Here is a 22748-nt window from a genome sequence, read left to right on the forward strand (position 1 = left end):
TCGGCCGACGCACCCCGACATCCACGCAGGGAAGGAGAGGCTCCAGTGGCAACCGCAAAGATGGGAAAGGCGCGACTGGCGAAACTGCTCAAGCAGCTCGAGGCGCATGCGCTCGGCGAGGGCAATCTCAGCGCGACCCAGATCCGCGCGATCGAACTGCTGCTCCGCAAGGACGGCGACGCGGGGCCGAGTGCCGGGAAGGGGGAGGGAAGTGCGACCAAGTTCTGCATCGAATATCGGATCGTCTGCCCGAAATGCCGAGAACTGCATTCCGATCCCGGTATTTGATCCATTCGTTCCGCTGCTCCGCCCGGCACGCGACAAGGGTGCGTATGGCGGACGCGGAAGCGGCAAGTCTCACTTCTTCGCCAATCTTCTGATCAGAGATTGTCTTGAGTCGCCCAAGGACGGCGGCGAGGGGCTGCGGGCCGTCTGCATCCGCGAGGTCCAGAAGGATCTCGCCCAATCCTCAAAGGCGCTAATCGAGGCGAAGCTGGCCGCCCTCAACCTTGGCGCAGGCGCCGGCTTCAAGGTGTTCCGTGAAGTGATCGAGACTCCGGGCGACGGCATCATCCTGTTCAAGGGCATGCAGGACACAACGGCGGAAGGGATCAAGTCGCTGGAGGGCTTCCGCCGCGCCTGGTGGGAGGAAGCCCAGACGGCGACCGCGCGATCGATCGGGCTGCTCAGGCCGACGATGCGGGCCCCCGGCTCGGAGATGTGGTGGAGCTGGAACCCGCGCCGCAAGAGCGATCCGGTCGACATGATGCTGCGCGGGCCGGAGATTCCGAGCGGTGCGGCGGTCGTCTGCGCCAACTGGCGCGACAATCAATTGCGCACGCCCGAGCTCGACCAGGAACGGCGCGACTGCCTGCGCATCCATCCCGAGCAATATGATCATATCTGGGAGGGTGCCTACCAGAGCGCGGGAGAGGGCGCCTATTACGCGCGACAGCTTGCCGAGGCGCGGAGCGAGGGGCGGATCGGCAAGGTCGCGTTCGACCCGCTGCTGACCATCCGCCTGTTCTGCGACATCGGCGGCACCGGGGCCCGGGCGGACGCCTTCGCGCTCTGGCCGGCGCAGTTCGTCGGGCGCGAGATCAGGGTACGCGATTATTACGAGGCGGTCGGTCAGCCGCTCGCGGCGCACCTCGCCTGGGCCCGCGCGACCGGCTACGGCCCGGAGCGCGCAGAATTCTGGCTGCCGCACGACGGCGCCACCCGCGACCGGGTGTTCGCCGTTTCCTATGAGAGCGCGCTGCGCGATGCCGGCTACCGCGTCCATGTCGTTCCCAATCAGGGCAAGGGCGCCGCGGCCGCGCGGATCGAGGCGCTGCGGCGAATCTTCCCGGCGATCTGGTTTGACGAGGCAAGCACCGAGGCCGGCCGCGACGCGCTCGGCTGGTATCACGAGAAAAAGGACGAGGCGCGCGGCATCGGCCTCGGTCCGGAGCACGACTGGTCGAGTCATGCCGCCGACGCGGCCGGGCTGATGGCGATCGCCTATGACGCGCCGACGCAGGCGCGCCGGATCGTCTATTCGAACAAGGGGATCGTCTGATGATCGAGGTTGACCCCGAGCTGATCGCCTTCCTGCGGGAGGAGGCGGACCGCTGCCGCGACGACACGCTGCAGGACGAGCGCGAGACGGCGATCGATCGCTACAACGGCCGGCCTTATGGCGACGAGGAGGAGGGGCGCAGCCAGGTCGTTGCCCGGGATACGGCCGAGACCTGCGACTATATGACGATCTCGATCCTCCGGACGATCGTATCGGGGGATCGCGTCGTCGAGTTCGTCCATCGGGACACCGATGCGGCGCGCCGCGCGACCGAGACGCTGATGCACCTGCTGATGGACGCACAGGACGGCTATCGCCTTCTCCACGACTGGCTGAAAGCCGGGCTGCTCGAGAAGAATGCGGTGGCGATGACCTGGGGCGAGCCCCAGCCGCCGCGGCGGATCGAGCGCATCGTGCCGGAGCCGCTGCTCGGCGAGATCGCACCGATCGAGGCGGAGGAGACGGGCACGAGCGACGCGCTCGGCCATCCGCTCTGGCGGGTGGTGATGCTGGCGCCGCAGCCGCCGCGCTTTCGCGACGCCGCGGTGCCGAACGAGGAATTCTATTGCTCCCCGGACGCCCGCACGATCGACGAAGCGGTGCTGAAAGGGCGGCGCGTCCGCCGCAGCGTCGGCGATCTCGTGGCGGCGGGCTTCGACGCCGAGGCGCTCGAGGCGGTCTGCGACGACGCCTTCGATACGCCGCTCGGCGCCGCGCGCGACGAGGACAGGTGGAACGGTGCGGATGCCCGCACCGGCCCCTCGCGCACGATCTGGTGGCACGAGGATTACGTCAAGTTCGACGCCGACGGGGACGGGGTTGCCGAGACGCTCTACGTGCAGCGTAGCGCCGATTTCAAAGTCTTCGCGATCGAGGCGCTGGAGGATCCGGACGACCATCCGTTCGAGGATTGGTGCCCAGTCCCGATGCCGCACCGCCGGATCGGCCAGAGCCTTGCCGACAAGGTGATGGACATCGAGCGGATCCGTACCGTGCTGCTCCGGCAGTCGCTCGACGGCATCTATCTCGCCAACAATCCCTCGACCTACGTCCACGAGGATTCGATCGGCGAGAACACGATCGAGGACCTGCTCAGCGTCCGGCCCGGCCGGCTGGTGCGCTGGCGGGGCGCGGTGCCGCCGGTCGAGCGCAGCGGCCATTTCGATCCCGGTGCGGGCTTCACCATGATCGAGATGATGAACGGAGAGCGCGAGAGCCGCACCGGCATCACCCGCCTGAACCAGGGCCTCGACGCCGAAGCGCTGAACCGGACCGCGACCGGCACCGCGCTGATGCAGGCGCAGGGGCAGCAGATGGAGGAATATCTCGCCCGCAACTTCGCCAACGCCCTGGCGCGGCTGTTCACCCGCAAGGCGCGGCTGCTGAAGCGCTACGGCCGTCCGATCGCGGTGCCGATCGACGGACGTTATGTCGAGGTGAACCCCGCCGAATGGCCCGACGACATGGTGGCACGGGCCCGGGTCGGGCTCGGCTCGGGACGCAAGGAGCAGAGGCTCGCCTATCGCCGCGAGCTGATCGGCTACCAGAGCGAGGCGCTTCGCGCGGGCCTCGACATCGTCGACGCCAAGGGCTTCTACGAGAGCGCGCGCGGCCTGATCGGCGACATGGGGCTCGGCGATGCCGGCGCCTTCTTCCGCGATCCTGCCCAGCCACAGATCGACCCGTCGACCGGCCAGCCGGTGCAGAAGCCGCCGAAACCGGACCCGGCGCTGGTCCGGCTGGAAGCGGAAATGGCGCTGCGCCGCCAGGAGCTGCAGCTGAGGGCGGAAGAAGCGCAGGCGGCGCTGGCGCTCAAGCGAGCCGAAGCGGCGGAGCGCGCGTCGATCGCCCGAGACGAAGCCGCCGCCCGCCATCGGCTCGATGCCGAGGCGGCCGCGGCACGGCGCGAGGCGGAGCAGGCCCGCGCCCGGTTCGAGGCGGAGCTCGCCGAGATCAAGACCGCGCAGGAATATTCGCTCGAGCAGAGGAAGCTGGAGCTCGCGGCGCACGCCGGCGGACCCAGCGAAGGTCCGCCCGACCTGGCCGACAACCGGCCGGGTGGTGACCTCAGCGAGTGACCTGCGCGATCGAATGAGAAGACGCGCCCCCGGGGAAGGGGCGCGGCGGGACCGGCGACGCCGGGGGACGTACAACCCCTGACGTGAGCCCCAAGATGATCGAAGCCGTGATAGTGAGCCTGCCCCTGATCCTGATCGCGCTCGCGCGCCTCGTCGAGGCGGCGGCGATCGTCATCCTCGCCCGCCGCAGCGATGCGCCCCTGGCGCTTGCGGAAGACGGCGGCCGACGGCTGCGGCTGCGTACGACCTTTCGGCGGACCGACCCCGGCGGCCGGGCCGTGTTGGAGGAGGAGGCTCGGCAGCCAAGGTCTCCGGCCGGATCGGCGAACCCAGACGAAGGGCGGGGACGCGGGAAGGCATAGCCGAACCTCGACGCCGCAGTTAGACCCTTGCCGGGCCGCAGAATCGCGCGCCCAAGGGGAGGTTCGATGTTCAGCTTTCGACAGTCCGGTACGCGCGCGCCGGCGCTTCTGCTCGCGACCTGGAGCGCGGCGCTCGTGACGACGCCCGCTGCGGCCGCTCCGCCCACGGCGCCGCCGCGGATCATCGAGATCGACGTCGCCAAGGCCGGCGATCCGATCAACCGCTTCTTCGATCTCTCGGTCGGCGCCGACTATCCGGGCACGCTGATCCGCCCCGACAGCCAGGCGCAGCTGGCGATCGCGGCCGACGAGCTCGGCTTCCGCTACATCCGCTTCCACGCCATCTTCCACGACGTGCTGGGCACGCTGCGCATCGTCGACGGCAAGCCGGCCTACGACTGGACGAAGATCGACCAGCTCTACGATGCCCTGCTCGCGAAGAAGGTGAAGCCGTTCGTCGAGCTCGGCTTCACGCCGGAGGCGCTGAAGACCTCCGACAACAAGATCTTCTACTGGAACGGCAACACGTCCCATCCGGGGCTCGAAGGCTGGGCCAATCTCGTCGCCGCCTTCGTCTCCCATCTTCGCGAACGCTATGGCGAGGACGAGGTGCGCAGCTGGTATTTCGAGGTGTGGAACGAGCCCAACCTCTCCGGCTTCTGGGAAGGCGGCGACCAGAAGGCCTATTTCGAGCTGTACGACGTCACTGCGAGGACCATCAAGGCGATCGATCCGACGCTGCGGGTCGGAGGACCCTCGACGGCGGGCGCGGCGTGGGTCCCCGAGTTCCTCGATCATGTCGCGAAGAGCGGCGCCAAAGTGGATTTCGTCACCACGCACACCTACGGCGTCGACGGCGGCTTCCTCGACGAAAAGGGGCAGGACGACAACAAGCCCTCGACCAATCCGGACGCGGTGATCGGCGACGTGCGGCGTGTGCGCGAGCAGATCGCGGCCTCGCGCTTCCCGGACCTTCCGCTGTTCTTCACCGAGTGGAGCGCGAGCTACAATCCGCGCGACCCGGTCCACGACAGCTACATCAGCGCCGCCTACATCCTCTCACGGCTGAAGGGCACCCAGCCCTTCGCGCAGGGGATGAGCTACTGGACTTACAGCGACCTGTTCGAGGAAGCCGGGCCGCCGCCGACGCCATTCCACGGCGGCTTCGGCCTGATGAACCGCGAGGGGATCCGCAAGCTGGCCTGGTTCGCCTACAAATATCTGGCCGCGCTGAAGGGGCGGGAGGTCGCGACCGCCGATACCGAGACCTGGGCGGCGACGGACAGCGGCGCCGCCGCGGCGCTGGTCTGGGACTGGACGTTGCCGGAGCAGACGATCAGCAACCGGCCGTTCTTCACCAAGGTCCTGCCGGCGAAGCCGACCGGAACGGCGCAGGTGCGGTTCAAAGGCCTGCAGCCGGGCCCGTACCGGCTCCGGGTCCGCCGCACCGGCTTTCGCGCGAACGATGCCCACACCGCCTGGATCGAGATGGGCGCGCCCGCCGATCTCAGCCCGCAGCAGCGGGAGACGCTGCAGGCCCTCGCCGCCGACAAACCCGAGCGACAGTCGATGGTGAGAGTGCCGGCAAGCGGACGCTTCGACCTGCGCCTGCCGATGAAGAGCAACGACGTATTGCTGGTCGAGCTCGTGCCTGCCGGGGGTAAGGCGGCTTCGGCAAGCGGGGCTCAAGACTAGTCGGGGCGGCGGCTGCGTCCCGCACATTTCCGCATTTTTCCGTCAACGGCCGCACGCGCGGAGTCGCCGGTCCGGAGATTTGCCGAGACTGGACGTGGAATTCGTTACGCATCCGGCGCATTGCGCCATCGGGACAGAGCCGCACGAGCGGCCGAAGGATGCGCGGCGATGAAGTGGAAGGGCAGGATCTCGAGCGCTCTGGCGCGGCTGGCGGAGGGTTTCCTCGCCGGTCTTGTCGTTCTCGCGGTTGCCAACATCGGTTTCGTCGCGGCCGATGGCGGCAGCGATCACGCCCAGGCCCGCCGCTCCTCGTTCCTCGCGCTGGACGTCCTCGCCCGCTGACGCGGGACGCACCACAGCAAAGCATCGGCCGCCTCCAGCGACCGCACCCTATTTGAGCTCGAGCGCCGCCTTGACGGTGTCGACATAGCTCGGGCCGACCTGGACGTTGGTGCTGTCGGTGAGGACGACGTGCATCGTCCGCCCGGCGCGGCGGACCTCCGCCACCCGGTCCGGCCGGACGAAGGCGGAGCGATGGACGCGGATCAGCGCACTGCCGGCGAGCTTCTCCTCGAGCGCAGCCATGGTGATGCGGAGCAGGTGGCTGCGCACCGCCGTATGGAGCAGGACGTAGTCGCGCGCGGCCTCGATCCAGTCGATATCCTCGATCGGCACGCGGCGCTGGCCGTTGGTCTCGAGGATCCAGAAGGCAAGCTCGGACGAGGCGCCGCCGGCACGCAGGGAATCGACCTCGGCCTCGAGCGCGCTGACCCGACCCGCCTGCTCGCGCAGGGTGCGGCGGCGCCGCGCCCGCTCGACCGCCTGGCGCAGGCGATCGAAGCGCACCGGCTTCAGCAGATAATCGGCCGCCTCGACCTCAAACGCGTCGGGCGCGTAATGTTCGTGGGCGGTGACGAAGACGAGCTCCGGGCGCGGGGTGATGTCGAGCGCCGCCGCGGTGCGCAGACCGTTGCGGCCGGGCATCTGCACGTCGAGCACGACGAGATCCGGCTTCAGCGCGGCAATCGCGGCAAGCGCCTGATCGCCGTCCTCGGCCTCGCCGACGACCTCGACCCCGCCGATGTCCCCGAAGAATGTCTTGAGCCTGTCGAGCGCCAACGGCTCGTCATCGACCAGAAGTACGCGCATCCCCGCTCCACGTAACCCGCGGAGCCCGACCGAGACGGTGACTCCGCTGCCAGAGTCTATACCGCAACGCTTTTCGGCTTGTCACGCCGCCGCGCCGCCGCGGGCGCCGCCGGCGCCGGGCTGTCGCCGGCGGGATCGGCGGTGCGCCCGTCCCGTTTCGAGGCAGGAATGCGGATCTCGGCCGAGAACAGGCGTTCGTCGGCATCTGTCGTCAGGCTGGCGGCGGCGCCGTAGACCGCCTCGAGGCGTCGGCGAACGTTGGCGAGCCCGACGCCCGCGCCTGCACTCGACTCCTCTTCGGGCAGGTCGACACGGTCGTTCTCGACGCGGATACACACCATGCCGCCCTCAAGACGCGCAGCGATGCGGATCGTGACCAGGCCGCGCGCGGGGGCAACCCCGTGCTTCACCGCATTCTCCACGAGCGGCTGGACGAGAAAGCCGGGAATCAGCTGGCCGCCGGCCGCAGGCTCGCACGAAAGCGCAATGCTCAGCTTGCGGCCGAAGCGAACCGCCTCGATGTCGAGATATTCCTCGACCAGCGACAGCTCCTCGTCGACCGGGACCAGCTCGGAAGGATCGAAGGCGAGGGACGTGCGGAGGAAACGCGAGAGCTTCTCGGTCATCTCCTCGGCATCGTCGTTCCGCCGGGTGACGATCAGCGCCGAGATCGAATTCAGCGTATTGAACAGGAAATGCGGATTGAGCTGGTAGCGCAGGGCGGTGAGCTGGGCCTGCTGGGCGCGCTCGCGCGCCTCCGCGAGCTGGCGATCGCGCGCCGCGCTCCACCGCCGCGCGAACGCGAACTGAAACAGCGCGACGTTCACCGCGAAGACGCAGAAATAGTTGAACGCGGCGCCGAACCGGCGGCGCATGTTCTGCGGCAGGTCCTGCCAGGTCTCCATGAAATTGCGTTCGACGAGGCTGGTGACCAGATAGTCGAACAGGGTCTGGGCCAGTGCGGCGGCGACCACGCCGGCGAGCAGGATCGCGGCGCGCTGCAGGTTCGGCCAGCCGAGCGTCCGCCGATAGAGCGCGAACAGGCCGAGCGCGAGGAGCATCGACAGCAGGACGGCGGACCCGTCGAGGGCAACGCTGGCGAGATCGCGCGTGCGGTGCCGCTCGAGCATCATCGGCAGGAAGATCAGCAGGATGAACAGCCAGAGACCGACGGTGTGGAAGATCGCCTCGCGCCAGGACGCATGGGCCTTGAGATCGTGCAAGCTTCGCTTCCCCTGGACGCATCGTGCGGTGCGCGCCCCTGTCACGTTCGAAGCCGCGGGCCGTGGCAGGGAGACGCCTGCGGCCTAGGTGGCGGAAAAGCGCGACCGGAGCAATCGGACATGTGCCGCCACGCCGAGAGGGGGGAGACGAAGGACACGGGAAAGTCGATGCAAGCGGGTCCTGCAAAAAGGAGCGGTTTGTGCCACCTGGCGTTCCATGATATGCCAGATGGCAAGGAGACGTGCGGATGGCATCCCTGGCCGACGAATTTCATCATCGTGCCGCAACACCAATCGCGGCGGATGACGCCCGTGCCGACGCGGTGGCGGTGAAGGCGCTTGCGCGGGCCTTCAGCGCGTGGCGACTGGGCGGGAGCGGCGCCGCCGAGCTCGCCGGCGTGTCGCTGCGAACCTGGCACCGGATGAAGAACGGGACCTGGGCGGGCACGCTCAGCCGCGACCAGAGGCTGCGGGCGAGCGCGCTGATCGGCCTCTACAAGGGGCTCCATCTCTATTTCGGCGACGCGCTTGCGGACAAATGGCCGAAGATGGCCAACAATGGCCCGTTGTTCGGAGGGCGTTCCCCGGTAGAGGTAATGGCCGAAGGCGGGCTGCCGGCGATCCTCGAGGCGCGGCGCTACGTCGATGCCGCGCGAGGCGGTATGTGATTCCGCCGCTCGCGGAGATCGCCCAGCAACGCACCGTCCGCCTGATCCCGACCGCTTACTGGAAGCCGCCGGTGCTGCGGCCGCTGGTCGACGACGAGGAAGAGCTGGCGCTGCTCGAGAGCCTGGAGGGGCTGACCAGCCGCAGGCTGACCGCGCCGGCAGCGCCGCGCGATTACGATCGCTGGGGAAGCTCCTACATCCAGGCAGCCTTCACCTACACGCGGCGAGGCGGAAATCGCTTCAACGACGAGGCGCGCGGCGCCTGGTATGCGGGTTTCCACGACCGGACCTCGCTCGCCGAGGTCGCCTTCCACAAGACGCGCGAGCTGGGCTTCATCGGCCATTTCCATGACGAGGTGCAGTATCGCGCGCTCCACGCCTCGTTCATCGGCCGGTTCCACGACATCCGGGGCATGACGCCGGCGCCGGCCTGCCTCGATCCCGACCCGGCCGTCGGCTACCCCGAGGGTCAGAGGCTCGCCGCCGAGCTCGCCGCCGCCGGCTCGCGCGGGCTGCTCTACCCCTCCGTGCGCGATCCCGGCGGCGTGTGCCTCGTCGCCTTTCAGGAGAACGTCGTGCAGGACGTCTCGCCCGGCGCCGCCTGGACGCTGACCTGGAGCGGCACAGCCGAGTGGCGCGCGACGCCCGCCTGACGGATTTGCGGGTCGGCCGACGAGCCGCGGCGCACGTCAGACGATCTTCCGGCCGAAGCCTGCACCCACCCGGTGCGGAGGACGAAGCATTTCGCGGCCGCCCCGCGGTATGCCGGAGGCCTGGAAAGCCGCGTCGTCGGCCGGGGCGACATCGAACGCCGTCGCCAGGCCGGTCTGCGGACCGCCAGGCGCGATGCCGACGGTGCCGCCGCTCCTGTGCCCTCGATAGGCCTCGATCATTCGCTCGAACGCCTGGTCGCCGAGCGTGTGACCGGGCTCGGTGCCGGCAAGCGGAGTGCCGGCACGCGCGGCGAGTTCGGTGAGCTCGACATAGTCGACGAAGGTGCGCAGCTGGTCGGGATCGCCGCGCCAGCCGCGGATCGCGGCGCGCTGCTCGCGCCAGCGGGCGACCTGTTCCTCGGTTTCGCGCTCCTGCTCGGTCCGACGGGCGGAACGCTCGCTTTCGCGATGTTCGGCCTCGGCCTCTCGGCTGCCGACGATACGACCGGGCGCATAGACGGCGGCGAGGCACGGCACGACGGCGTCGGTCGCGACGATGACCGGAACGGCGGCCGCGAGACCATCGCCGGACAAGGCGCGCTCCAGCGCCTGATGGACGCGAAGGTGGCGGAGGCGATCGGCCAGCCAGGTGGAGAGATTGGCGCGGACATCCTCCTCGTCGCCGAGCTGCGCCCAATCGCGGAGCGGGTGACGGCGAAGCGCCTCGAGCAGCGGAGCAAGGCCGCAGGTGGAGAGAGTGCGATCGGCGTCGATGAAGCCGCCCGCCCAGGATGCAGCGCGGCCATCCGATAGCGAGCCGACGATGTCGGCGGCTGCTGCGCCGCCGAAATCGTAGCCACAACGATCATCGAAATAGACGCAGGCGAGCCGCTGCTCGGCGCGTCCTGCGGCGTCGCTCGCCTCTCCTTCGGGCGAGATGTCGATCCCGATCGCGGCAAGCGCCCGGTCCGAAGCGAGCCGCTCGACCCGGGCGTTGAACGTCTCCCAGCCGGCGATGGACACGGCGGCTGGCGGCAACGTCAGGCACAGATCGGACATGTAGGTGCGCAATGAGGCGAGAAGCGGGGCGAGCAGGGCCTCGGCCGTGTCGCTGCGACCGCAACCCAGCGCGGCGGCGAGTGCGCGATCGAATTCCGCGCGCCCGCCCTCGTCCCGCAGCAGATCGACCGAAAAGCCCACGAACGTCCTCGCCCGGTGCGCAAATGTCTTTGCCTAGCCGAAGAGGGTTAACGAACGGTCGCGGCTCCGGTCGGTTTGCGGCGCGCGCGGACGCTCATTCGGCGCGGTCGTCCGTCTCCGCACTCGGGCTCAGCGTTCGGCCGATCAACGTCGTGATGCGGCTGCGCTGCTGCCCGGAGGTGCGCAGCGCCTCGGAGGCATAGAGTCCGCCGAGATAGGCATGATCGAGCGCCGTCGCTTGCGACGGGGGAGCAGCCGCGTTCGGATCGAACAGACTGAGGATGGTGGCGTCGCCTCCCTCGCGCGGCGGCTTGGTCTCGGCCAGCGTCCGCATCGCCAAATAATCGGCCAGCTGGACCAGGCTCTTACCGACCACCGCCTTCTCGTCGATCAGCACAAACGCCTCGAGGATCACCTGCTGGATCGGCTGCTTGAAGAGCGAGGTGCCGTAGACGCGGATCGAACCGCCGCTGCCGGCAGCCTGGAAATGCTCGTTGACGGCCTGGATGCGGTTCCAGGCGCTGGCCGGCCGCTCCCGCTTGACGCGGCGTACCTCCCAGGGATCGAGGCCCGAGAAGATCAGGGTGGAGCGGACAGCGTCGACGAACTGCGCCCCGTCCGGTACGACGATGAGGGTGACATTGGAGACGCACGGTCGGTCCGCGACCTTGAGACCGACGCCCGACGCGGTTTCGCGCAGACGCTCGACGATGACGTCGACATAAGGTCCGGGCATGCCGACGACCGCCGGGCAGATCGGCGTCGCGAAGCGCGCGAGCTGGCCCTGCTCGGTCCGGCCGATCTCGACGAGATGGTGGCGGATGTCCCCGCGAGTCATCGGCCGCTCTCCGGTGACGACGATGCTCTCGTCGCTCGCGGGCGGCGGCGCGGACGGCGATGCCGCCTGCAAGGCGGCGGTAAGCAGCGCGGTCAGCATCGCAACAACGGCAGCTCCAGGTTGTCCCCCGCATCATGCACCTCCCGGCGGCCGAGGCAATGGCATGGAGACGAGGCTGGCGCCGGGCCGCAGTTCGGCGCAAAGGGCGGCGGTGGTCCGGCCGTGGCGGGCGCGGCTTCGCCGCAACCGTAGCGGTGGAACGGGCGCGAGGATGCTCGAGCGCGAAAGGAGCGAGATGGAGCCGTCAGCGAGCGAGGATGTAGGCGCGACGAGTCAGGACGGCGCGGGCGCGGCCGCCCGCGAGCCGCGCGCCTGGCGGTGGAGCCTGCCGGCCGGACTGGCGACCGTCGCGCTCGCCGCGGGGCTGGTGCTGATGCCGCCGTCCAACCTGTTCTCCTTTCTGAAATGGGCGGGCTGGGCCTATCTTGCGGCGGCGGTGATCGAGGCCGCGGTGGGAATGGCCAATCTCCGCACGATCGAGGCGCGCGCCTCGCTGCTGCTGGCGGCCGGCGGCGCGATCGCCGGCTTCATCCTGCTGCTCGCGACGACGACGCGCGTGTTCCGGCTCGACCATCTGCTGCTCGCGGCGATCGCGATGCGGGCGCTGAGCGCCGGCGGTGTCGGCATGCTGGTCGGCGCGAAGGGCAGGGGCTGGATCCTCTGCCGCGGCCTTGGCGAGGTCGCGGTGGGCATCCTGCTGGTCATTACCGTGCTGGCGGTGCTCGCCGCGATCCCGTTCGCAAGCCTCAGCGCCGGGTTCCTGAAGAGCCAGACCGGTCATTCCGACGATCTCGCCGCGCTGATCGCGGGGAGCCTGTTCGTCGCCGGCGCATCGCAGATCCTGGTCGGACTGTGGGCCGCGCGGAGACGCTGCTGAGCGGCTCCGCCGCTACAGATGCGAGAAGCCCAAGATTGCGCCGGTCGCCGCGACGCTTATCCCGATGACGCCGAACGCCCTTCGCCGCCGGCGGGCGGTGTGCTCGCGAAGGCAATCCCGCTCGAGCCAGGCGCGGCCGTCGTCGCCCGTGTGCAGGGCGCCGAAGGCGCGCAGAGACTCCGCGTAACGCCGTTCCAGCCTGCGCTTGGGCGCGTAGGCGATCGCCCGCTCCGGGGCGTAAGCATCGGCCTCGTCGAAGGCGGCGAGAAGCGCACGTCGTGCGCGGGCCGCAGCGGCGGCGATGACGGGGGCAATGTTGGCAGCGGCCATCGCGCTCTCCTGATCCGGAACCGCTCTTATTCCAGAGCCCGCAGGCGGGCACCAGCCGCCATCGCTCAGGTCAAGCAAAGCAGGGAGTGCGAGATGAACGAGCTGTCCGACGCGCAGCGCGTGGAGCGCGCCGCCCGCGCGCGCCGCGCGATCGAGGAATTCCTCGCTCCCGCGCTCGGCCGGGCGCACGAGACATTTTCAGCCCGGCTGAAAGACATCTGCGCGCGCGAGCCCTGGGCCGCCGATCGGATCGCGGCGCTGGCGAACGCGATCCGCATCCTGGAGGAGCTCGGCAAGGACCTCGAGGCAGCGATCCACGACGGCGATGCCGCCGCCCAGGCGCTGCTGCGCGCCGAGAAATATGAGAGGCTGACACCGGCGCGCCGCCGCCTGCTGGGCATCGGGCCATTCTGACAGCGCATTGCCGCTCCGCATCTGGCTTGCAGCCCGGGCGAGCTCTCCCCGGGCGCCGGTCTCCGCCGAAACGATGGTTCTGGAAGACGCGGAAATCAGTCGCGGGCGTAGCGGGCGGCGAACTCGCGGTCCGACATGATCAGATAGCGGATCATGTCGATCAATGCCCAAGGCCCGGTGACGAGAACACCGACCAATGTGCAGGTCAGCACCAGCATCAGGACGCCGGTTCCGATCCGGCCCAGGTAGAAACGATGAACGCCGAACACACCGATGAAAAAGGCGAGCAGCGCGGCGACGAGCTTGTTGCGATCGTTGTGAAGGGGCTCCGTCCCATAGCCGTGCGGCCTCGCCGGGACCGTCCCGGGGACCGGGAAGATGCTGAGGGCGCGGTTGTTCTCGATCTCGAAATCGACCTCCATGCCGACGGCCGGCTCGCCGCGCGCCGCCCAGTCCGCCGGCCGGAAGCCGTAGCGGCGACCGTCCTCGCCCGCGACGATCCCGTCGCCGGTTCGCGTATCGACGCCAAGTACCTGTCCCCGCATCTGCTCCTGCCCCTCGTGGAGGTGCAATCATGCGCAGCCGACCGGCATTTGCAATGGCCGCCGGACGGCGCCCGCCGATTTTCCGGCACGCCCGTCCGATCACCCGCGCGGGGAGCCGCGGCGCAGATCAGCCCTCCGCCGCGTAGCTTTCGAGATAGCCGCACCGATCGCAGCACCAGGTGACGATTTCCCGCTGGGCGTCCTTGCGCTGCTTGACGCCGGTCCAGAAGCTCTTGCGCGGCTCGCCTTCCTGCCAGGTGCTGACGCTCACCGAGCCATACCCCTGATCGACGACGAAGCCCGGCGACATGGCACCGCCGCACTTCGCACAGACCGGATCCTTCCTCACGCGCCTAACCCCACTCGTCGAGATGCGACAGGCTGCCACGCAGCGGCCCGGCCGAGCAAGAGCGGCCGTTGCGACCCGCCAAACCGCTTGGCACAGAATAGGCATGCTGGATGCGATGTACCCGACGCCCTTGCTCTTTAGCGGCATCGCCTCGCCCGACGCGATGAGTTGAGGCGCCCTGGTCAAGCGAGCCAAATTCTCGCCGGCGCTGGACGCCCCCGGAAGACCGGTGCGAAGCGCGGTGAGCTCCCGCATCACCTGGCGGATCGAGTGAGGACCCGGCCTTCTCAGCCCAGCCGCGCGAGCAGCTCCGGCGCCAGCCGATCGAGCCCGCCTTCGGGATCCGAGAGATCGTAAAGGGCGTCGGCGACGTCCTCCTCGTGCCGGGGCTCGAACTCGAGATCGTCGCGGCATTCGACCAGGCAGGCCCAGGCCTCGACCTCGCCCGCAGCGATCTTGCCGGCGAGGAAGCGGCGAAGCACGGCGGCGATGTCGTCGCGGCGCACGACCGCGACCGCACCGGCGCTTTCGCCGGAAAGCCCGTCCAGCACCGCGCGGAGCTCCCCGAGCGGGCGATCGAAGGCGATCAGGGCGGAAATCGCGGCGGCGCGGTCCATCGGTCTGCTCTACCAATGTCCTCACCTCACGCAAACGGTTGCGCGCCCGGCCGGGCCGGAGGTGCGCCGAACCTGCGGCAGCGGGACCGTCAGCCCCGGGCGGCGAGAAGCAGCCCGAGGACGAGCAGCGCCGCCTGGCCGATCGCGATCACCCGGAGGCGGCTCGAAAAGGGTTGCTTGCGGCTCTTGTGTCGAAGCCATCGGCGGGCGAGCAGCGCGCCGGGCGTGCCGCCGACGAGCGCAAGACGGAGGAGATGGGCTTCGGGCACGCGCCGGCCGCCGGCGCGGGCCCGCGCCTTGTCGTGCGCGAAGAGCAGGATCGTCCAGACGTTGACGACGACGAGCATGGCGAGGACGGGGAGCATCGCGAGACGGTGCGGCGGTCGAGATTAAGCGAAGGTTAGCCGCGCGGTGCGGAGGCGGCCGCTTGCCGCGCCGACGTCTGTCCTTCGCGACGATGCTCTATCCCTGGTTCGTCGGTCTGCTCAGCGAGGATCCAAGCATGACGTTGCGCCGATCGGTAAACGGCACGCGCGGAAGGCTTCCGCACGCTTCGGCCTGCTGCTCGCCGGCTTTCTCCCGGCGATGATCGTGCATTACGCGATCGGCTATGGCGCGTTCGGGCAGCCGCAGCCGATTTTCTGGGTCCTGATGGTCGTCGATGCCGGCGTTGTGGCGCTGCTCGCGCTGCTGCGCGCCTCAACCGATCACAGCCTGTACCAGCTGGCCGCGCGCCGCGGCGCGGAATGAGGCTCAGCGCCGGGCGCGCGACTCGGCGTCGGCCGGCACCAGCAGGGGAACGTTGCGCAGCGCCCGGCGCATCAGCAGGATGGCGATCAAAGCGGCGCCCAACGCCGGCCAGAACGGATTTTCGACGAGCAGGTCCATCGAGCCGGTTCCGCCGGCGGCGACGATCGATCCGAGAAGATATGCGCGTTCCATGACTGTGCTGATCGCGCGACGGAGGTCACGGCCCGGTAACTGCGGCGTTCCGTAGGATTCCGTATGCGCGGGATAGAGCCGCGGATTTCCGGCTGCTTCATGCGATTTTCGCTTGACATTGGTGTCGTTCTGTGCGATTTTCGCAAATGCCAGAATGGCGCCGAGTGCGGGATCCGCAGACATGGCGCCAACGAGGCCCGGACATTCGCGGCCGAGCACGACGGCCTTCCAAGCCAATGACGCCGCGGCGCTGCTTTCCGACCACCGAGAAAGGATGATCATGATCGAGCCGGACATGGGCGGCGACACTGTCGCGCGCACTCTCGAGGACCGCTTCGCTGCCTTTGGGGAGGAGACCGACGACGCCGTCGCGGAGCGGCCGGATTCGGGTGCACGACGCGCGGGGGAAGAGCCCGACGGCACGTCCCCCGCGGGCGAGAGCGAAAGCAGCGCGCCGGAGGCGGACGGGGAGGGCGCCGCCGCTGCGGACGACGGATCGATCGTTCCGCCGGTCTCCTGGACCTCGGCGGAGAAAGCGGAATTCGCGCGGCTGCCGCGTGCCGTCCAGGAGACGCTGAGCCGGCGCGAGGCCGAGCGCGAGCGTTTCGTGCAGGCGAAATCGCACGAGGCGCAGACCGCGCGCAGCGCCGTGGAGCGCGAAGCGCTGGCGACGATCCGGGAACTGCAGGGGCGCTATGCCGACCATCTCGAGCATTTCGAGGCGCAGCTCGCCGTTCCCGAACCCGATCCGCGGCTGATCGCCGAGGATCCCGAGCTCTACGCTGGCCAGCTCGAGCTCCACCGCCATTATGCTGCCCAGCGCGCCCATGCGCAGCAGCTGCTGGCGGAGGCGCGGCAGCAGGCCGTCTTCGCCCAGCAGGAGATGACGGCCCGAGAGCAGGAAGAGACGCGCGCGGTGCTCGCCGCCGCGTTTCCCGAATATCTCGATGCGACGAGCGGACCGAAGCTGAGGCAGGAACTCGGCTCCACGGCGCTCGAGCTCGGCTATTCGACGGAGCAGCTCGCCCAGGTCGACCATGTCGACATCCTCGCGATGCGCAAGGCCAATGAATGGAGGCAGGACGCCCTCAAATACCGTGCGCTGATGGCGAACAGGATGGAGACGGTGCGCGCCGCGCGCGGCATGCCGAGGGTGTCGCGCCCCGGCACCGCCGGCCGCGGCGCCGCGGACAGCCAGCGATACGCCCAGGACCGTCAGAAGATGCGCGACGGAGACAAGGACGCCGCGGTGCGGACCTTCGCCCGCTTCCTCTGACCTCAGCGCGCGGGGCCGCGACGGCCCCGCGCATCCCCCTCGATCAAGGCCGCCGCTCCTCGCCAGGAGCGCGGCGGCGCAGCGCCGGCACGCCGGCGGGAGAAAGATCATGGCCGTACCGATCAACACCACCAAGACCTATGACGTCGCCGGGCGCCGCGAGGATCTGACCGATGTCATCCACGACGTCTCGCCCACCGACACGCCGTTCATGACGGCGATCGGCAAGGGCAGCGCCAGCCACACGAATCACGAATGGCAAACCGACGCGCTTGCGCCGGCGGACGGCGACAATGCCGTGCTCGAAGGCGACGACGCCGCCAACGACGCCGCCGCCGCGACCGTGCGGCTGGGCAATTACACCCAGCTGATGGACAAGGTGATCCAGGTCTCCTCCTCGCAGCGCGCCGCCGACAATGCCGGCCGCGGCGACGAGCTCTCCTACCAGCTGATGAAGCGCTCGAAGGAGCTGAAGCGGGACATGGAGACGCGGCTCACCGGCAATTATCCGTCGGTGGCGGGCAATGCCGGAGCGGCGCGCAAGTGCGCCGGGTTCGAGGCGTGGATCCAGAGCAACGACAGCCGCGGCGTCGGCGGCGCCTCGACCGCCTTCGCCGGCGGACTGCAGGCGGCGGCGACCGACGGCGCGGCGCGGCCGTTCACCGAGCAACTGCTGCTCGACGTGATGCAGTCGTGCTGGAACGAGGGTGGGGAGCCGAGGCTCGTGCTGGTCGGCGGCTTCAACAAGCGCGCCGCCTCGACGTTCAGCGGCATCGCGACCCAGTATCGTGAGAACAGCGGACAGAAGAAGGCGACGATCGTCGCTGCGGCCGACGTCTACGTCACCGATTTCGGCACGGTGAACATCGTGGCGAGCCGCTTCTCGCGGCCGCGTTCCGCGTTGGTCGTCGACCCGGGGATGTGGAAGCTCTGTTATTATCAGCGGTTCCGGACCGAGGATCTCGCCAAGACCGGCCACAGCGAGCGCAAGATGCTGAGCGTCGAGTTCACGCTGGAGGCGTGCAACGAGAAATCGAGCGGCGTCGTCGCCGATCTCAACGTCGCCTGACGCCGAAACGAGCGAGGAGAGACACTATGGCCGGCAAGAGCGCACCGAAAGAGAAGAGCCGGGGCAAGGGGCGCCGGACAGGGGCGCCGATGCCGGATGCGATGGTGCCGGTGCGGAATGTCCGACCCGGCACCATTCTCCACCTCGGCGACGGGCGCCGGATCGGCTTCGGCGAGATCGCCGCGGTCGCGCGGCCGCTCGCTGCCACGCTGCGCAGGTCCGGCCAGGCCCGGCCGGTGCCCCGCTGAAACCTCCAACGCGGATGTTTTTTGTGTGTTTTCATAAACATGGATGAAGGTGTGGGGGGCGGCGCTCACCGATACTCGGATCGACCTTGGCGATTCGGGGGAACGGGGCGTGCCATATTACAGATTGTGCTTCTCGAGCGACGGCCGGGCCGGCTGCTTCGACGAGTTTCCGGCGGTCGACGATGCGGCGGCGCTGCGCGAAGCGCAGCGTCACGTCGAGACCGGGCACGCCGCCTTGTGGTGCGAAGAGCGGCTGGTGGCGACGGTCACGGCCGGTGCGGGCGACCGCCCCGATTCGGCCGGACGCGCGGTCCCGAATTCGCTCCGGCTGCGCCTGCTCGGCACCTGAGCCCGGGCTGGTCCGCGCGGCGGTCGTCGGGACGTCTGCCGCCGGTTCCAGCCGTGTCGGCGGTGAGTAATGGCGGTGTCAGCGGTCGGGATGAAGCCCGATGACGAGCCACAGGGAGAGCGCCATCAGCGCCGCAGTGAGCATCTGCGGGCGCACATCGAACGGCATCAGCCAGGCGCCGGCGAGCAGAACCAGGATCGCCGCGGCGAGCGACAGCACGGCGAGTGCCCATTCGATGCGCCGGTTCACCGGCCAAGCCTCCGCGACCGACCAACCGTGCGGCCGCTGCCCGTTCTCGTCATCGCTTTCTCCCGCGCTGCCCTGCGCCAAAGCCACAATGCGCCGCCGGTTTTCAAGAGGGTCGCGATCAGAGCGCTCCTCCGCCCAATCGCCGCCCAGCCGGCTCCCTGAGCTTTGCTGAGGGACCGGAAGGCTCGTCGCATCATCCGGGGCAGCGTTGAACACCGTGAGAGTGCGAAGCCGGGGAAACCGCTTACCGCGCCGCGCCACAAGCGAAGCAAAGGCTTCGAACAGTGCGCGAGAGCCCTGCGCCGTGCCGGAGCGCAGCCCCGCGTCTCCCCCGGCCTCTGCTGTCGAGGTCTTTCGGGCTACACGCGACCGCGAAGACACAGTGTCCCAATTTTTGCGCGACACTTGCGCAATTCTGTGCAACCTCCCGCGATCGTTGTTGTTCTACGGCGGGTCTGGGGCGCCTGCCGCCGGACCGGGCTCGTGGGAAGGCATCACGTTTGAAGTCGCTGCTCTATGCAAGCGTCAGCACCCTTGCGGCTGACGAGGAGGAAGCGGAGATCGGGCGCATCGTCGAGGTGTCGCGCGCCCAGAATGCGCGCCTCGGCATCACCGGAACCTTGATCTTCACCAAGGGCCGCTTCGCGCAGATCATCGAGGGGCCGGCGGAGGCCGTCGACCACCTGATGGAGAAGATCGTCCGCGACCGCCGCCATGCCCGGGTGACGGTGGTCGACGTGCGCAAGACCGGCCGCCGCCGCTTCACCGGCTGGTCGCTGTCCTATTCGGGCGTCTCCCATTATATCGACAAGCACATCAGGCCGCTGTTCGACGAGGCCGACCCGGACGGAATCCGGCAGCTGCGTCAATTGATGCAGGCGCTCGCCGACACCGACTGACGGGCGCTTGCCGACCAGGCGGCAGCCTTGCTCACCGCGCGCTCTCGAGCAGCGAGGCCGCGGAGCGAATGACCTGAACCAGGTCTCCGGCCGCGAACGGCGCGGCGACGAAATCGTCGGCGCCGGCCGAGAGCGCCCGGGCGGCAACGCCGGGATCGTCGGTGGCGCTGACCGCGATCACCGGCCAGGAAATACCGCCGGCGCGAAGCCCGTAGAGAGTCTCCAGCCCTCCGTCGCCCGGCCCATCGACGTCGACGAGGATGCAGGCCGGCGGCGTTTCCGTGGCATGGGCGAGGAACAGCGAAAGCCTGGGATAGAAGAGCGGGTCGAAGCCGGCCGCGGAAAGAGTGAAGGAGAGGGCGACGCCCGATCTTCCTGCACCATCGATGATATACACGCGCTCGTCCAACCGGACCTCCGCAAAAGCATACTGTGTACGGAGGGCTGCAACCGCGAATATGCTGCCCGGTTCCAGAATTAATTTTTGGCTTACAATAGTTTAAACGAGATTTACCATCTCGCGCCCGGTCGCGCCGCAGACTCAGCTCGCCGTGTCGCAGCGACAATTCCTCATTTACATTCCGGCCCACCCGGGCCGGACTTTCGCGAAGGGATCCGCCATGCGCCGCGACCTGGCCGCCGCTTATTACGCGCTCGGCGTCAGCTATTCGACCGGCACGGCCGGCGTGCCGCTCGACCTCGTCGAAGCGCATAAATGGTTCAACATCGCTGCGGGCAGCGGCGGCGAGGCGAGCCGCCGGGCCGCGGCCGCGCGCGCGGAGATTGCCGGCGTGATGCGACCGGACGACATCGTCACGGCGCAGCGCTGCGCCCGGGCGTGGCGCGAGGCGGAGGGCGTACGCTGATGGCCAGGCGTCTCCTCGACGCGGACCCGCTGACCGGCCTCAGAACCTGGCACGAGCATGACGCGGAGAGCGGGCGGACCTTGATCCATTACGAGGGCGACGCGGAGCCGCTGATCGCCCGCAACAAGGCGGCGGCGAACGCGGCTTCGGGCCGGCTCGGCGAAATGGCGCACGTCGCTTCGATCCCGGCCTCGGTGCAGATGAAATGGCTGGTCGAAAAGGGCGTCGACATCCTCAATCCGGACCACCGCCAGGCGGTCGCGACGCTGCTCGACGACCCCGAGTGGCGCTACCTCAAGACCCGCAACATCATCCTCGGGAGGGTATGACATGGCTTCGGACCCGCAGACCTGGAGCGCGCTCCGGACCGCCGTCGGCGACTGGACCAACGAGGACTTCACCGCCGCCCAGATCGAGCAGTTCATCGCGCTGGGCGAGCGCTTTCTCAACCGCAGCGTGTTCACGCCCGAGCGCGAGGCGCCGCTGGCGATCGTCGCGAGTGCTGCGGCGGAGGCGCTTCCGCAAGATTTCTGGGGCTTCCGCTCCGCGCCCTGGATCGACGGTGCGCCCCGAACCGTGCTGAGCCGGCTCACCCCCGGCGATCTGCGCGCAGCCTATCCCGACGCGGCGCGCGGCCGCCCGGCACATTTCGCGATCGAGGGCGCGACGCTCTTGCTGGGCCCGGCGCCGGCGGCACCGACCGCGATCTCGGGCGCCTATTGGCGGACGATTGCGCCGCTCGGTCCCGACCAGGAGAGCAACTGGCTGCTCGCCGCGCATCCCGACGTCTATCTCGCCGCCGCTCTGGTCGAGGCCTTCGCCTTCCACATGGACGAGGGCCGGATGCGCTTCTGGAGCAGCCGGCTCGACGCCAAGGTGGGGGAGATCCAGGCGGCAGGACGGCGCAGGGCTGCCAGCAGCGGCCCGCTGACCGCGGCCATCGACGTTCCCAACCTGCCGAACCTCAGGGCCTGAGATGCGGATCTTCCGTCCTTCGGGCAGCGACGTGCCGCTCTGGCTGGAGGCGGTGCTCGGCTCGATCGAACGCCTCTGGCGCGAGATCCTCCCGGCACCGCTGCGACTGTGGCGCTCGACGACGGCCGATCTTCCCGAGGCGGCGGACCATATGGGCGCCTTGGCCTGGGACGAGGCCACGCACCGGCCGATCTGGGCCGACGGATCGGACTGGGTCTCGCCGTCGCTCTCGACCCATGGTCATGCCGCCGCGGCGGTGACCTTCTCGCCGGCCGGGACGATCGCGGCGACCAATGTCCAGGCGGCGCTGGCCGAGCTCGATTCGGAGAAGGCGGCGACCGCCCACGGGCACGCGATCGCCGACGTCACCGGACTGCAGGCCGCGCTGGGCCTCAAGGCGCCGCTCGCCTCGCCGGCGCTGAGCGGTACGCCCACGGCGCCGACGGCGGCAGCGGGGACGAACACGACCCAGATCGCGACGACGCAATATGTGCGCAGCGCGATCACCGATCTGGTCGCCAGTTCGCCGGCGGCGCTCGATACGCTCGACGAGCTCGCCGCGGCGCTCGGCGACGATCCGAACTTCGCGACGGCGACGGCGGCCGCTCTGGGCAATCGCCTGCGCGTCGACACCAATGCCCAGGGCCTGACCGGAACGCAGCAGTCGAACGCGCGGTCGAACCTCGGGCTCGGCACCGCGGCGACGCAGGCCACGGGCACCTCCGGCGCGACGGTGCCGCTCCTCAACGGCAACAACATTCATTCCGGCGCGAGCGACTTCTGGCAAAAGCTCGGTCTTTCGGGCGGCGCGATCCAGTTCCCGGCCATCCAGGTCCCATCGGCCGATGCGAACGCGCTGGACGATTATGAGGAAGGCACGTTCACGCCGAACCTGCTGTTCGGCGGCGCCAACACCGGAATGACCTACACCGACCAGCTCGGCCGCTACACCAAGATCGGGCGCCTGGTCTTCGTCGAGATCCGCATCCGCCTCAGCGCCAAGGGAAGTTCGACCGGCTCCGCGACAATCGCCGGCCTGCCGTTCACGACGCCTGCGGTTCCCAATCCCGGCGGCGCCTGCGTTGCCCAGACGATGAACACGGTGGCGATGCCTGTCTATGTCGTCACGCCGAGCTCGACGACGATCAGCCTCTACGACTTCACCGGCAGCACGCTTGCAGTGCTGAACGACACCGACTTCAACGCGACCTCGCTCGTCATGCTCGCGTTCGCTTACTCTGTCTGACTCTGCTATT

32 protein-coding genes are annotated in these 22748 nt (G+C 69.1%); 20 read left to right on the forward strand and 12 right to left on the reverse strand.

Annotation, left to right across the window (positions count from 1 at the left end):
- Positions 1-45 precede the first annotated feature (45 nt).
- From E2493_RS21715 to E2493_RS21100, 6 genes are all read left to right on the forward strand, one after another.
- Positions 46-288, forward strand: coding sequence for a hypothetical protein (locus E2493_RS21715; protein ID WP_225421172.1), 243 nt, complete (start codon positions 46-48; stop codon positions 286-288).
- The gene (locus E2493_RS06080) at positions 212-1561 is read left to right on the forward strand and encodes a phage terminase large subunit (protein WP_225421173.1); all 1350 of its coding nucleotides are present in this window, start codon (positions 212-214) and stop codon (positions 1559-1561) included. The genes E2493_RS21715 and E2493_RS06080 overlap by 77 nt, the downstream gene beginning before the upstream one ends.
- Complete coding sequence (locus tag E2493_RS06085) at positions 1561-3639, forward strand: portal protein (RefSeq protein ID WP_135084785.1); 2079 nt, start codon at positions 1561-1563, stop codon at positions 3637-3639. Before E2493_RS06080 ends, E2493_RS06085 begins: the two co-directional genes overlap by 1 nt.
- 95 nt (positions 3640-3734) lie before the next feature.
- Positions 3735-4001, forward strand: coding sequence for a hypothetical protein (locus tag E2493_RS06090; RefSeq protein WP_135084786.1), 267 nt, complete (start codon positions 3735-3737; stop codon positions 3999-4001).
- Between the two features lie 66 nt (positions 4002-4067).
- Entirely contained in the window at positions 4068-5696 is a 1629-nt protein-coding gene (locus tag E2493_RS06095) for a GH39 family glycosyl hydrolase (protein WP_135084787.1), read from the forward strand.
- A 168-nt stretch (positions 5697-5864) separates the two neighbouring features.
- Positions 5865-6038 (forward strand): hypothetical protein, encoded by a 174-nt coding sequence (locus E2493_RS21100; RefSeq protein WP_167737409.1) that lies wholly within the window; start codon positions 5865-5867, stop codon positions 6036-6038.
- Positions 6039-6086: 48 nt separating this feature from the next.
- Here E2493_RS21100 and E2493_RS06100 read toward each other — a convergent pair whose 3' ends face one another.
- Together E2493_RS06100 and E2493_RS06105 are read right to left on the reverse strand one after the other, a co-directional pair.
- The gene (locus E2493_RS06100) at positions 6087-6845 is read right to left on the reverse strand and encodes a LytR/AlgR family response regulator transcription factor (protein ID WP_135084788.1); all 759 of its coding nucleotides are present in this window, start codon (positions 6843-6845) and stop codon (positions 6087-6089) included.
- A gap of 56 nt (positions 6846-6901) precedes the next feature.
- The gene (locus tag E2493_RS06105; protein ID WP_135084790.1) at positions 6902-8068 is read right to left on the reverse strand and encodes a sensor histidine kinase; all 1167 of its coding nucleotides are present in this window, start codon (positions 8066-8068) and stop codon (positions 6902-6904) included.
- Positions 8069-8316: 248 nt separating this feature from the next.
- On the opposite strand from E2493_RS06105, the gene E2493_RS06110 reads away from it, so the two are divergent.
- Entirely contained in the window at positions 8317-8736 is a 420-nt protein-coding gene (locus E2493_RS06110) for an antitoxin Xre-like helix-turn-helix domain-containing protein (RefSeq protein ID WP_225421174.1), read from the forward strand.
- Positions 8733-9389, forward strand: coding sequence for an RES family NAD+ phosphorylase (locus tag E2493_RS06115; RefSeq protein ID WP_135084792.1), 657 nt, complete (start codon positions 8733-8735; stop codon positions 9387-9389). The genes E2493_RS06110 and E2493_RS06115 overlap by 4 nt, the downstream gene beginning before the upstream one ends.
- Positions 9390-9425: 36 nt before the next feature.
- Here the strand turns inward: E2493_RS06115 and E2493_RS06120 are convergent, their stop codons facing one another.
- Together E2493_RS06120 and E2493_RS06125 are read right to left on the reverse strand one after the other, a co-directional pair.
- Positions 9426-10589, reverse strand: a complete 1164-nt coding sequence (locus E2493_RS06120; protein ID WP_135084793.1) for a hypothetical protein — start codon at positions 10587-10589, stop codon at positions 9426-9428.
- A gap of 94 nt (positions 10590-10683) precedes the next feature.
- Positions 10684-11526: a hypothetical protein gene (locus E2493_RS06125; protein ID WP_135084795.1), complete on the reverse strand. Its 843-nt coding sequence runs from the start codon at positions 11524-11526 to the stop codon at positions 10684-10686.
- 172 nt (positions 11527-11698) lie between these two features.
- Here E2493_RS06125 and E2493_RS06130 point away from each other — a divergent pair, with 172 nt between their 5' ends.
- Entirely contained in the window at positions 11699-12364 is a 666-nt protein-coding gene (locus E2493_RS06130) for a fused MFS transporter/spermidine synthase family protein (RefSeq protein WP_135084797.1), read from the forward strand.
- Positions 12365-12376: 12 nt separating this feature from the next.
- Here the strand turns inward: E2493_RS06130 and E2493_RS06135 are convergent, their stop codons facing one another.
- Entirely contained in the window at positions 12377-12694 is a 318-nt protein-coding gene (locus tag E2493_RS06135) for a hypothetical protein (protein ID WP_135084799.1), read from the reverse strand.
- 93 nt (positions 12695-12787) lie between these two features.
- Here E2493_RS06135 and E2493_RS06140 point away from each other — a divergent pair, with 93 nt between their 5' ends.
- A complete protein-coding gene (locus E2493_RS06140) occupies positions 12788-13108 on the forward strand; it encodes a hypothetical protein (RefSeq protein ID WP_135084801.1) in 321 nt (106 codons plus the stop codon).
- 95 nt (positions 13109-13203) lie between these two features.
- Here E2493_RS06140 and E2493_RS06145 read toward each other — a convergent pair whose 3' ends face one another.
- The 4 genes from E2493_RS06145 to E2493_RS06160 all read right to left on the reverse strand — a co-directional run bounded on the left by E2493_RS06145 (position 13204) and on the right by E2493_RS06160 (position 14984).
- Positions 13204-13653: a TM2 domain-containing protein gene (locus tag E2493_RS06145; RefSeq protein ID WP_135084803.1), complete on the reverse strand. Its 450-nt coding sequence runs from the start codon at positions 13651-13653 to the stop codon at positions 13204-13206.
- Positions 13654-13780: 127 nt separating this feature from the next.
- Positions 13781-14002 carry a PF20097 family protein gene (locus E2493_RS06150; protein ID WP_225421175.1) on the reverse strand — a complete coding sequence of 74 codons (222 nt, stop codon included), beginning with the start codon at positions 14000-14002 and terminating at the stop codon, positions 13781-13783.
- Between the two features lie 287 nt (positions 14003-14289).
- Positions 14290-14619, reverse strand: a complete 330-nt coding sequence (locus tag E2493_RS06155; RefSeq protein WP_135084804.1) for a hypothetical protein — start codon at positions 14617-14619, stop codon at positions 14290-14292.
- A gap of 89 nt (positions 14620-14708) precedes the next feature.
- Positions 14709-14984 (reverse strand): DUF1294 domain-containing protein, encoded by a 276-nt coding sequence (locus E2493_RS06160; RefSeq protein ID WP_135084806.1) that lies wholly within the window; start codon positions 14982-14984, stop codon positions 14709-14711.
- A gap of 220 nt (positions 14985-15204) precedes the next feature.
- Between E2493_RS06160 and E2493_RS21105 the strand changes: the two genes are divergently transcribed.
- The gene (locus E2493_RS21105; RefSeq protein WP_167737411.1) at positions 15205-15369 is read left to right on the forward strand and encodes a hypothetical protein; all 165 of its coding nucleotides are present in this window, start codon (positions 15205-15207) and stop codon (positions 15367-15369) included.
- Between the two features lie 3 nt (positions 15370-15372).
- On the opposite strand, the gene E2493_RS06165 is transcribed toward E2493_RS21105, so the two are convergent.
- Positions 15373-15858: a hypothetical protein gene (locus E2493_RS06165; protein ID WP_167737412.1), complete on the reverse strand. Its 486-nt coding sequence runs from the start codon at positions 15856-15858 to the stop codon at positions 15373-15375.
- Here E2493_RS06165 and E2493_RS06170 point away from each other — a divergent pair.
- The 4 genes from E2493_RS06170 to E2493_RS06185 all read left to right on the forward strand — a co-directional run bounded on the left by E2493_RS06170 (position 15836) and on the right by E2493_RS06185 (position 18503).
- Positions 15836-16837 carry a hypothetical protein gene (locus tag E2493_RS06170; protein WP_135084810.1) on the forward strand — a complete coding sequence of 334 codons (1002 nt, stop codon included), beginning with the start codon at positions 15836-15838 and terminating at the stop codon, positions 16835-16837. The two genes, E2493_RS06165 and E2493_RS06170, sit on opposite strands and share 23 nt — an antisense overlap.
- Positions 16838-16946: 109 nt before the next feature.
- The gene (locus E2493_RS06175) at positions 16947-17906 is read left to right on the forward strand and encodes a DUF5309 domain-containing protein (protein ID WP_135084812.1); all 960 of its coding nucleotides are present in this window, start codon (positions 16947-16949) and stop codon (positions 17904-17906) included.
- Between the two features lie 26 nt (positions 17907-17932).
- Positions 17933-18154 (forward strand): hypothetical protein, encoded by a 222-nt coding sequence (locus E2493_RS06180; RefSeq protein WP_135084814.1) that lies wholly within the window; start codon positions 17933-17935, stop codon positions 18152-18154.
- Between the two features lie 43 nt (positions 18155-18197).
- The gene (locus E2493_RS06185) at positions 18198-18503 is read left to right on the forward strand and encodes a hypothetical protein (protein ID WP_135084816.1); all 306 of its coding nucleotides are present in this window, start codon (positions 18198-18200) and stop codon (positions 18501-18503) included.
- A 78-nt stretch (positions 18504-18581) separates the two neighbouring features.
- Here the strand turns inward: E2493_RS06185 and E2493_RS21720 are convergent, their stop codons facing one another.
- Positions 18582-18968, reverse strand: a complete 387-nt coding sequence (locus E2493_RS21720) for a hypothetical protein (protein WP_135084818.1) — start codon at positions 18966-18968, stop codon at positions 18582-18584.
- 284 nt (positions 18969-19252) lie between these two features.
- Here E2493_RS21720 and E2493_RS21115 point away from each other — a divergent pair, with 284 nt between their 5' ends.
- A complete protein-coding gene (locus E2493_RS21115; RefSeq protein ID WP_167737415.1) occupies positions 19253-19651 on the forward strand; it encodes a BLUF domain-containing protein in 399 nt (132 codons plus the stop codon).
- 31 nt (positions 19652-19682) lie between these two features.
- Here the strand turns inward: E2493_RS21115 and E2493_RS06200 are convergent, their stop codons facing one another.
- Complete coding sequence (locus E2493_RS06200) at positions 19683-20060, reverse strand: response regulator (protein ID WP_167737416.1); 378 nt, start codon at positions 20058-20060, stop codon at positions 19683-19685.
- Between the two features lie 211 nt (positions 20061-20271).
- Here E2493_RS06200 and E2493_RS06205 point away from each other — a divergent pair, with 211 nt between their 5' ends.
- Genes E2493_RS06205 through E2493_RS21725 form a run of 4 tightly spaced genes read left to right on the forward strand, consistent with a single transcriptional unit; the run spans position 20272 to position 22738 of the window.
- The gene (locus E2493_RS06205; RefSeq protein WP_135084823.1) at positions 20272-20517 is read left to right on the forward strand and encodes an SEL1-like repeat protein; all 246 of its coding nucleotides are present in this window, start codon (positions 20272-20274) and stop codon (positions 20515-20517) included.
- Positions 20517-20846 carry a hypothetical protein gene (locus tag E2493_RS06210; RefSeq protein WP_135084825.1) on the forward strand — a complete coding sequence of 110 codons (330 nt, stop codon included), beginning with the start codon at positions 20517-20519 and terminating at the stop codon, positions 20844-20846. Before E2493_RS06205 ends, E2493_RS06210 begins: the two co-directional genes overlap by 1 nt.
- 1 nt (position 20847) lies before the next feature.
- Positions 20848-21492: a phage adaptor protein gene (locus E2493_RS06215; protein ID WP_135084827.1), complete on the forward strand. Its 645-nt coding sequence runs from the start codon at positions 20848-20850 to the stop codon at positions 21490-21492.
- A gap of 1 nt (position 21493) precedes the next feature.
- Complete coding sequence (locus tag E2493_RS21725; RefSeq protein WP_225421176.1) at positions 21494-22738, forward strand: hypothetical protein; 1245 nt, start codon at positions 21494-21496, stop codon at positions 22736-22738.
- The last annotated feature ends 10 nt before the right edge of the window (positions 22739-22748 follow it).

The organism is Sphingomonas parva (ex Maeng et al. 2020) (genome assembly GCF_004564275.1).
Classification (GTDB): Bacteria; Pseudomonadota; Alphaproteobacteria; order Sphingomonadales; family Sphingomonadaceae; genus Allosphingosinicella; species Allosphingosinicella parva.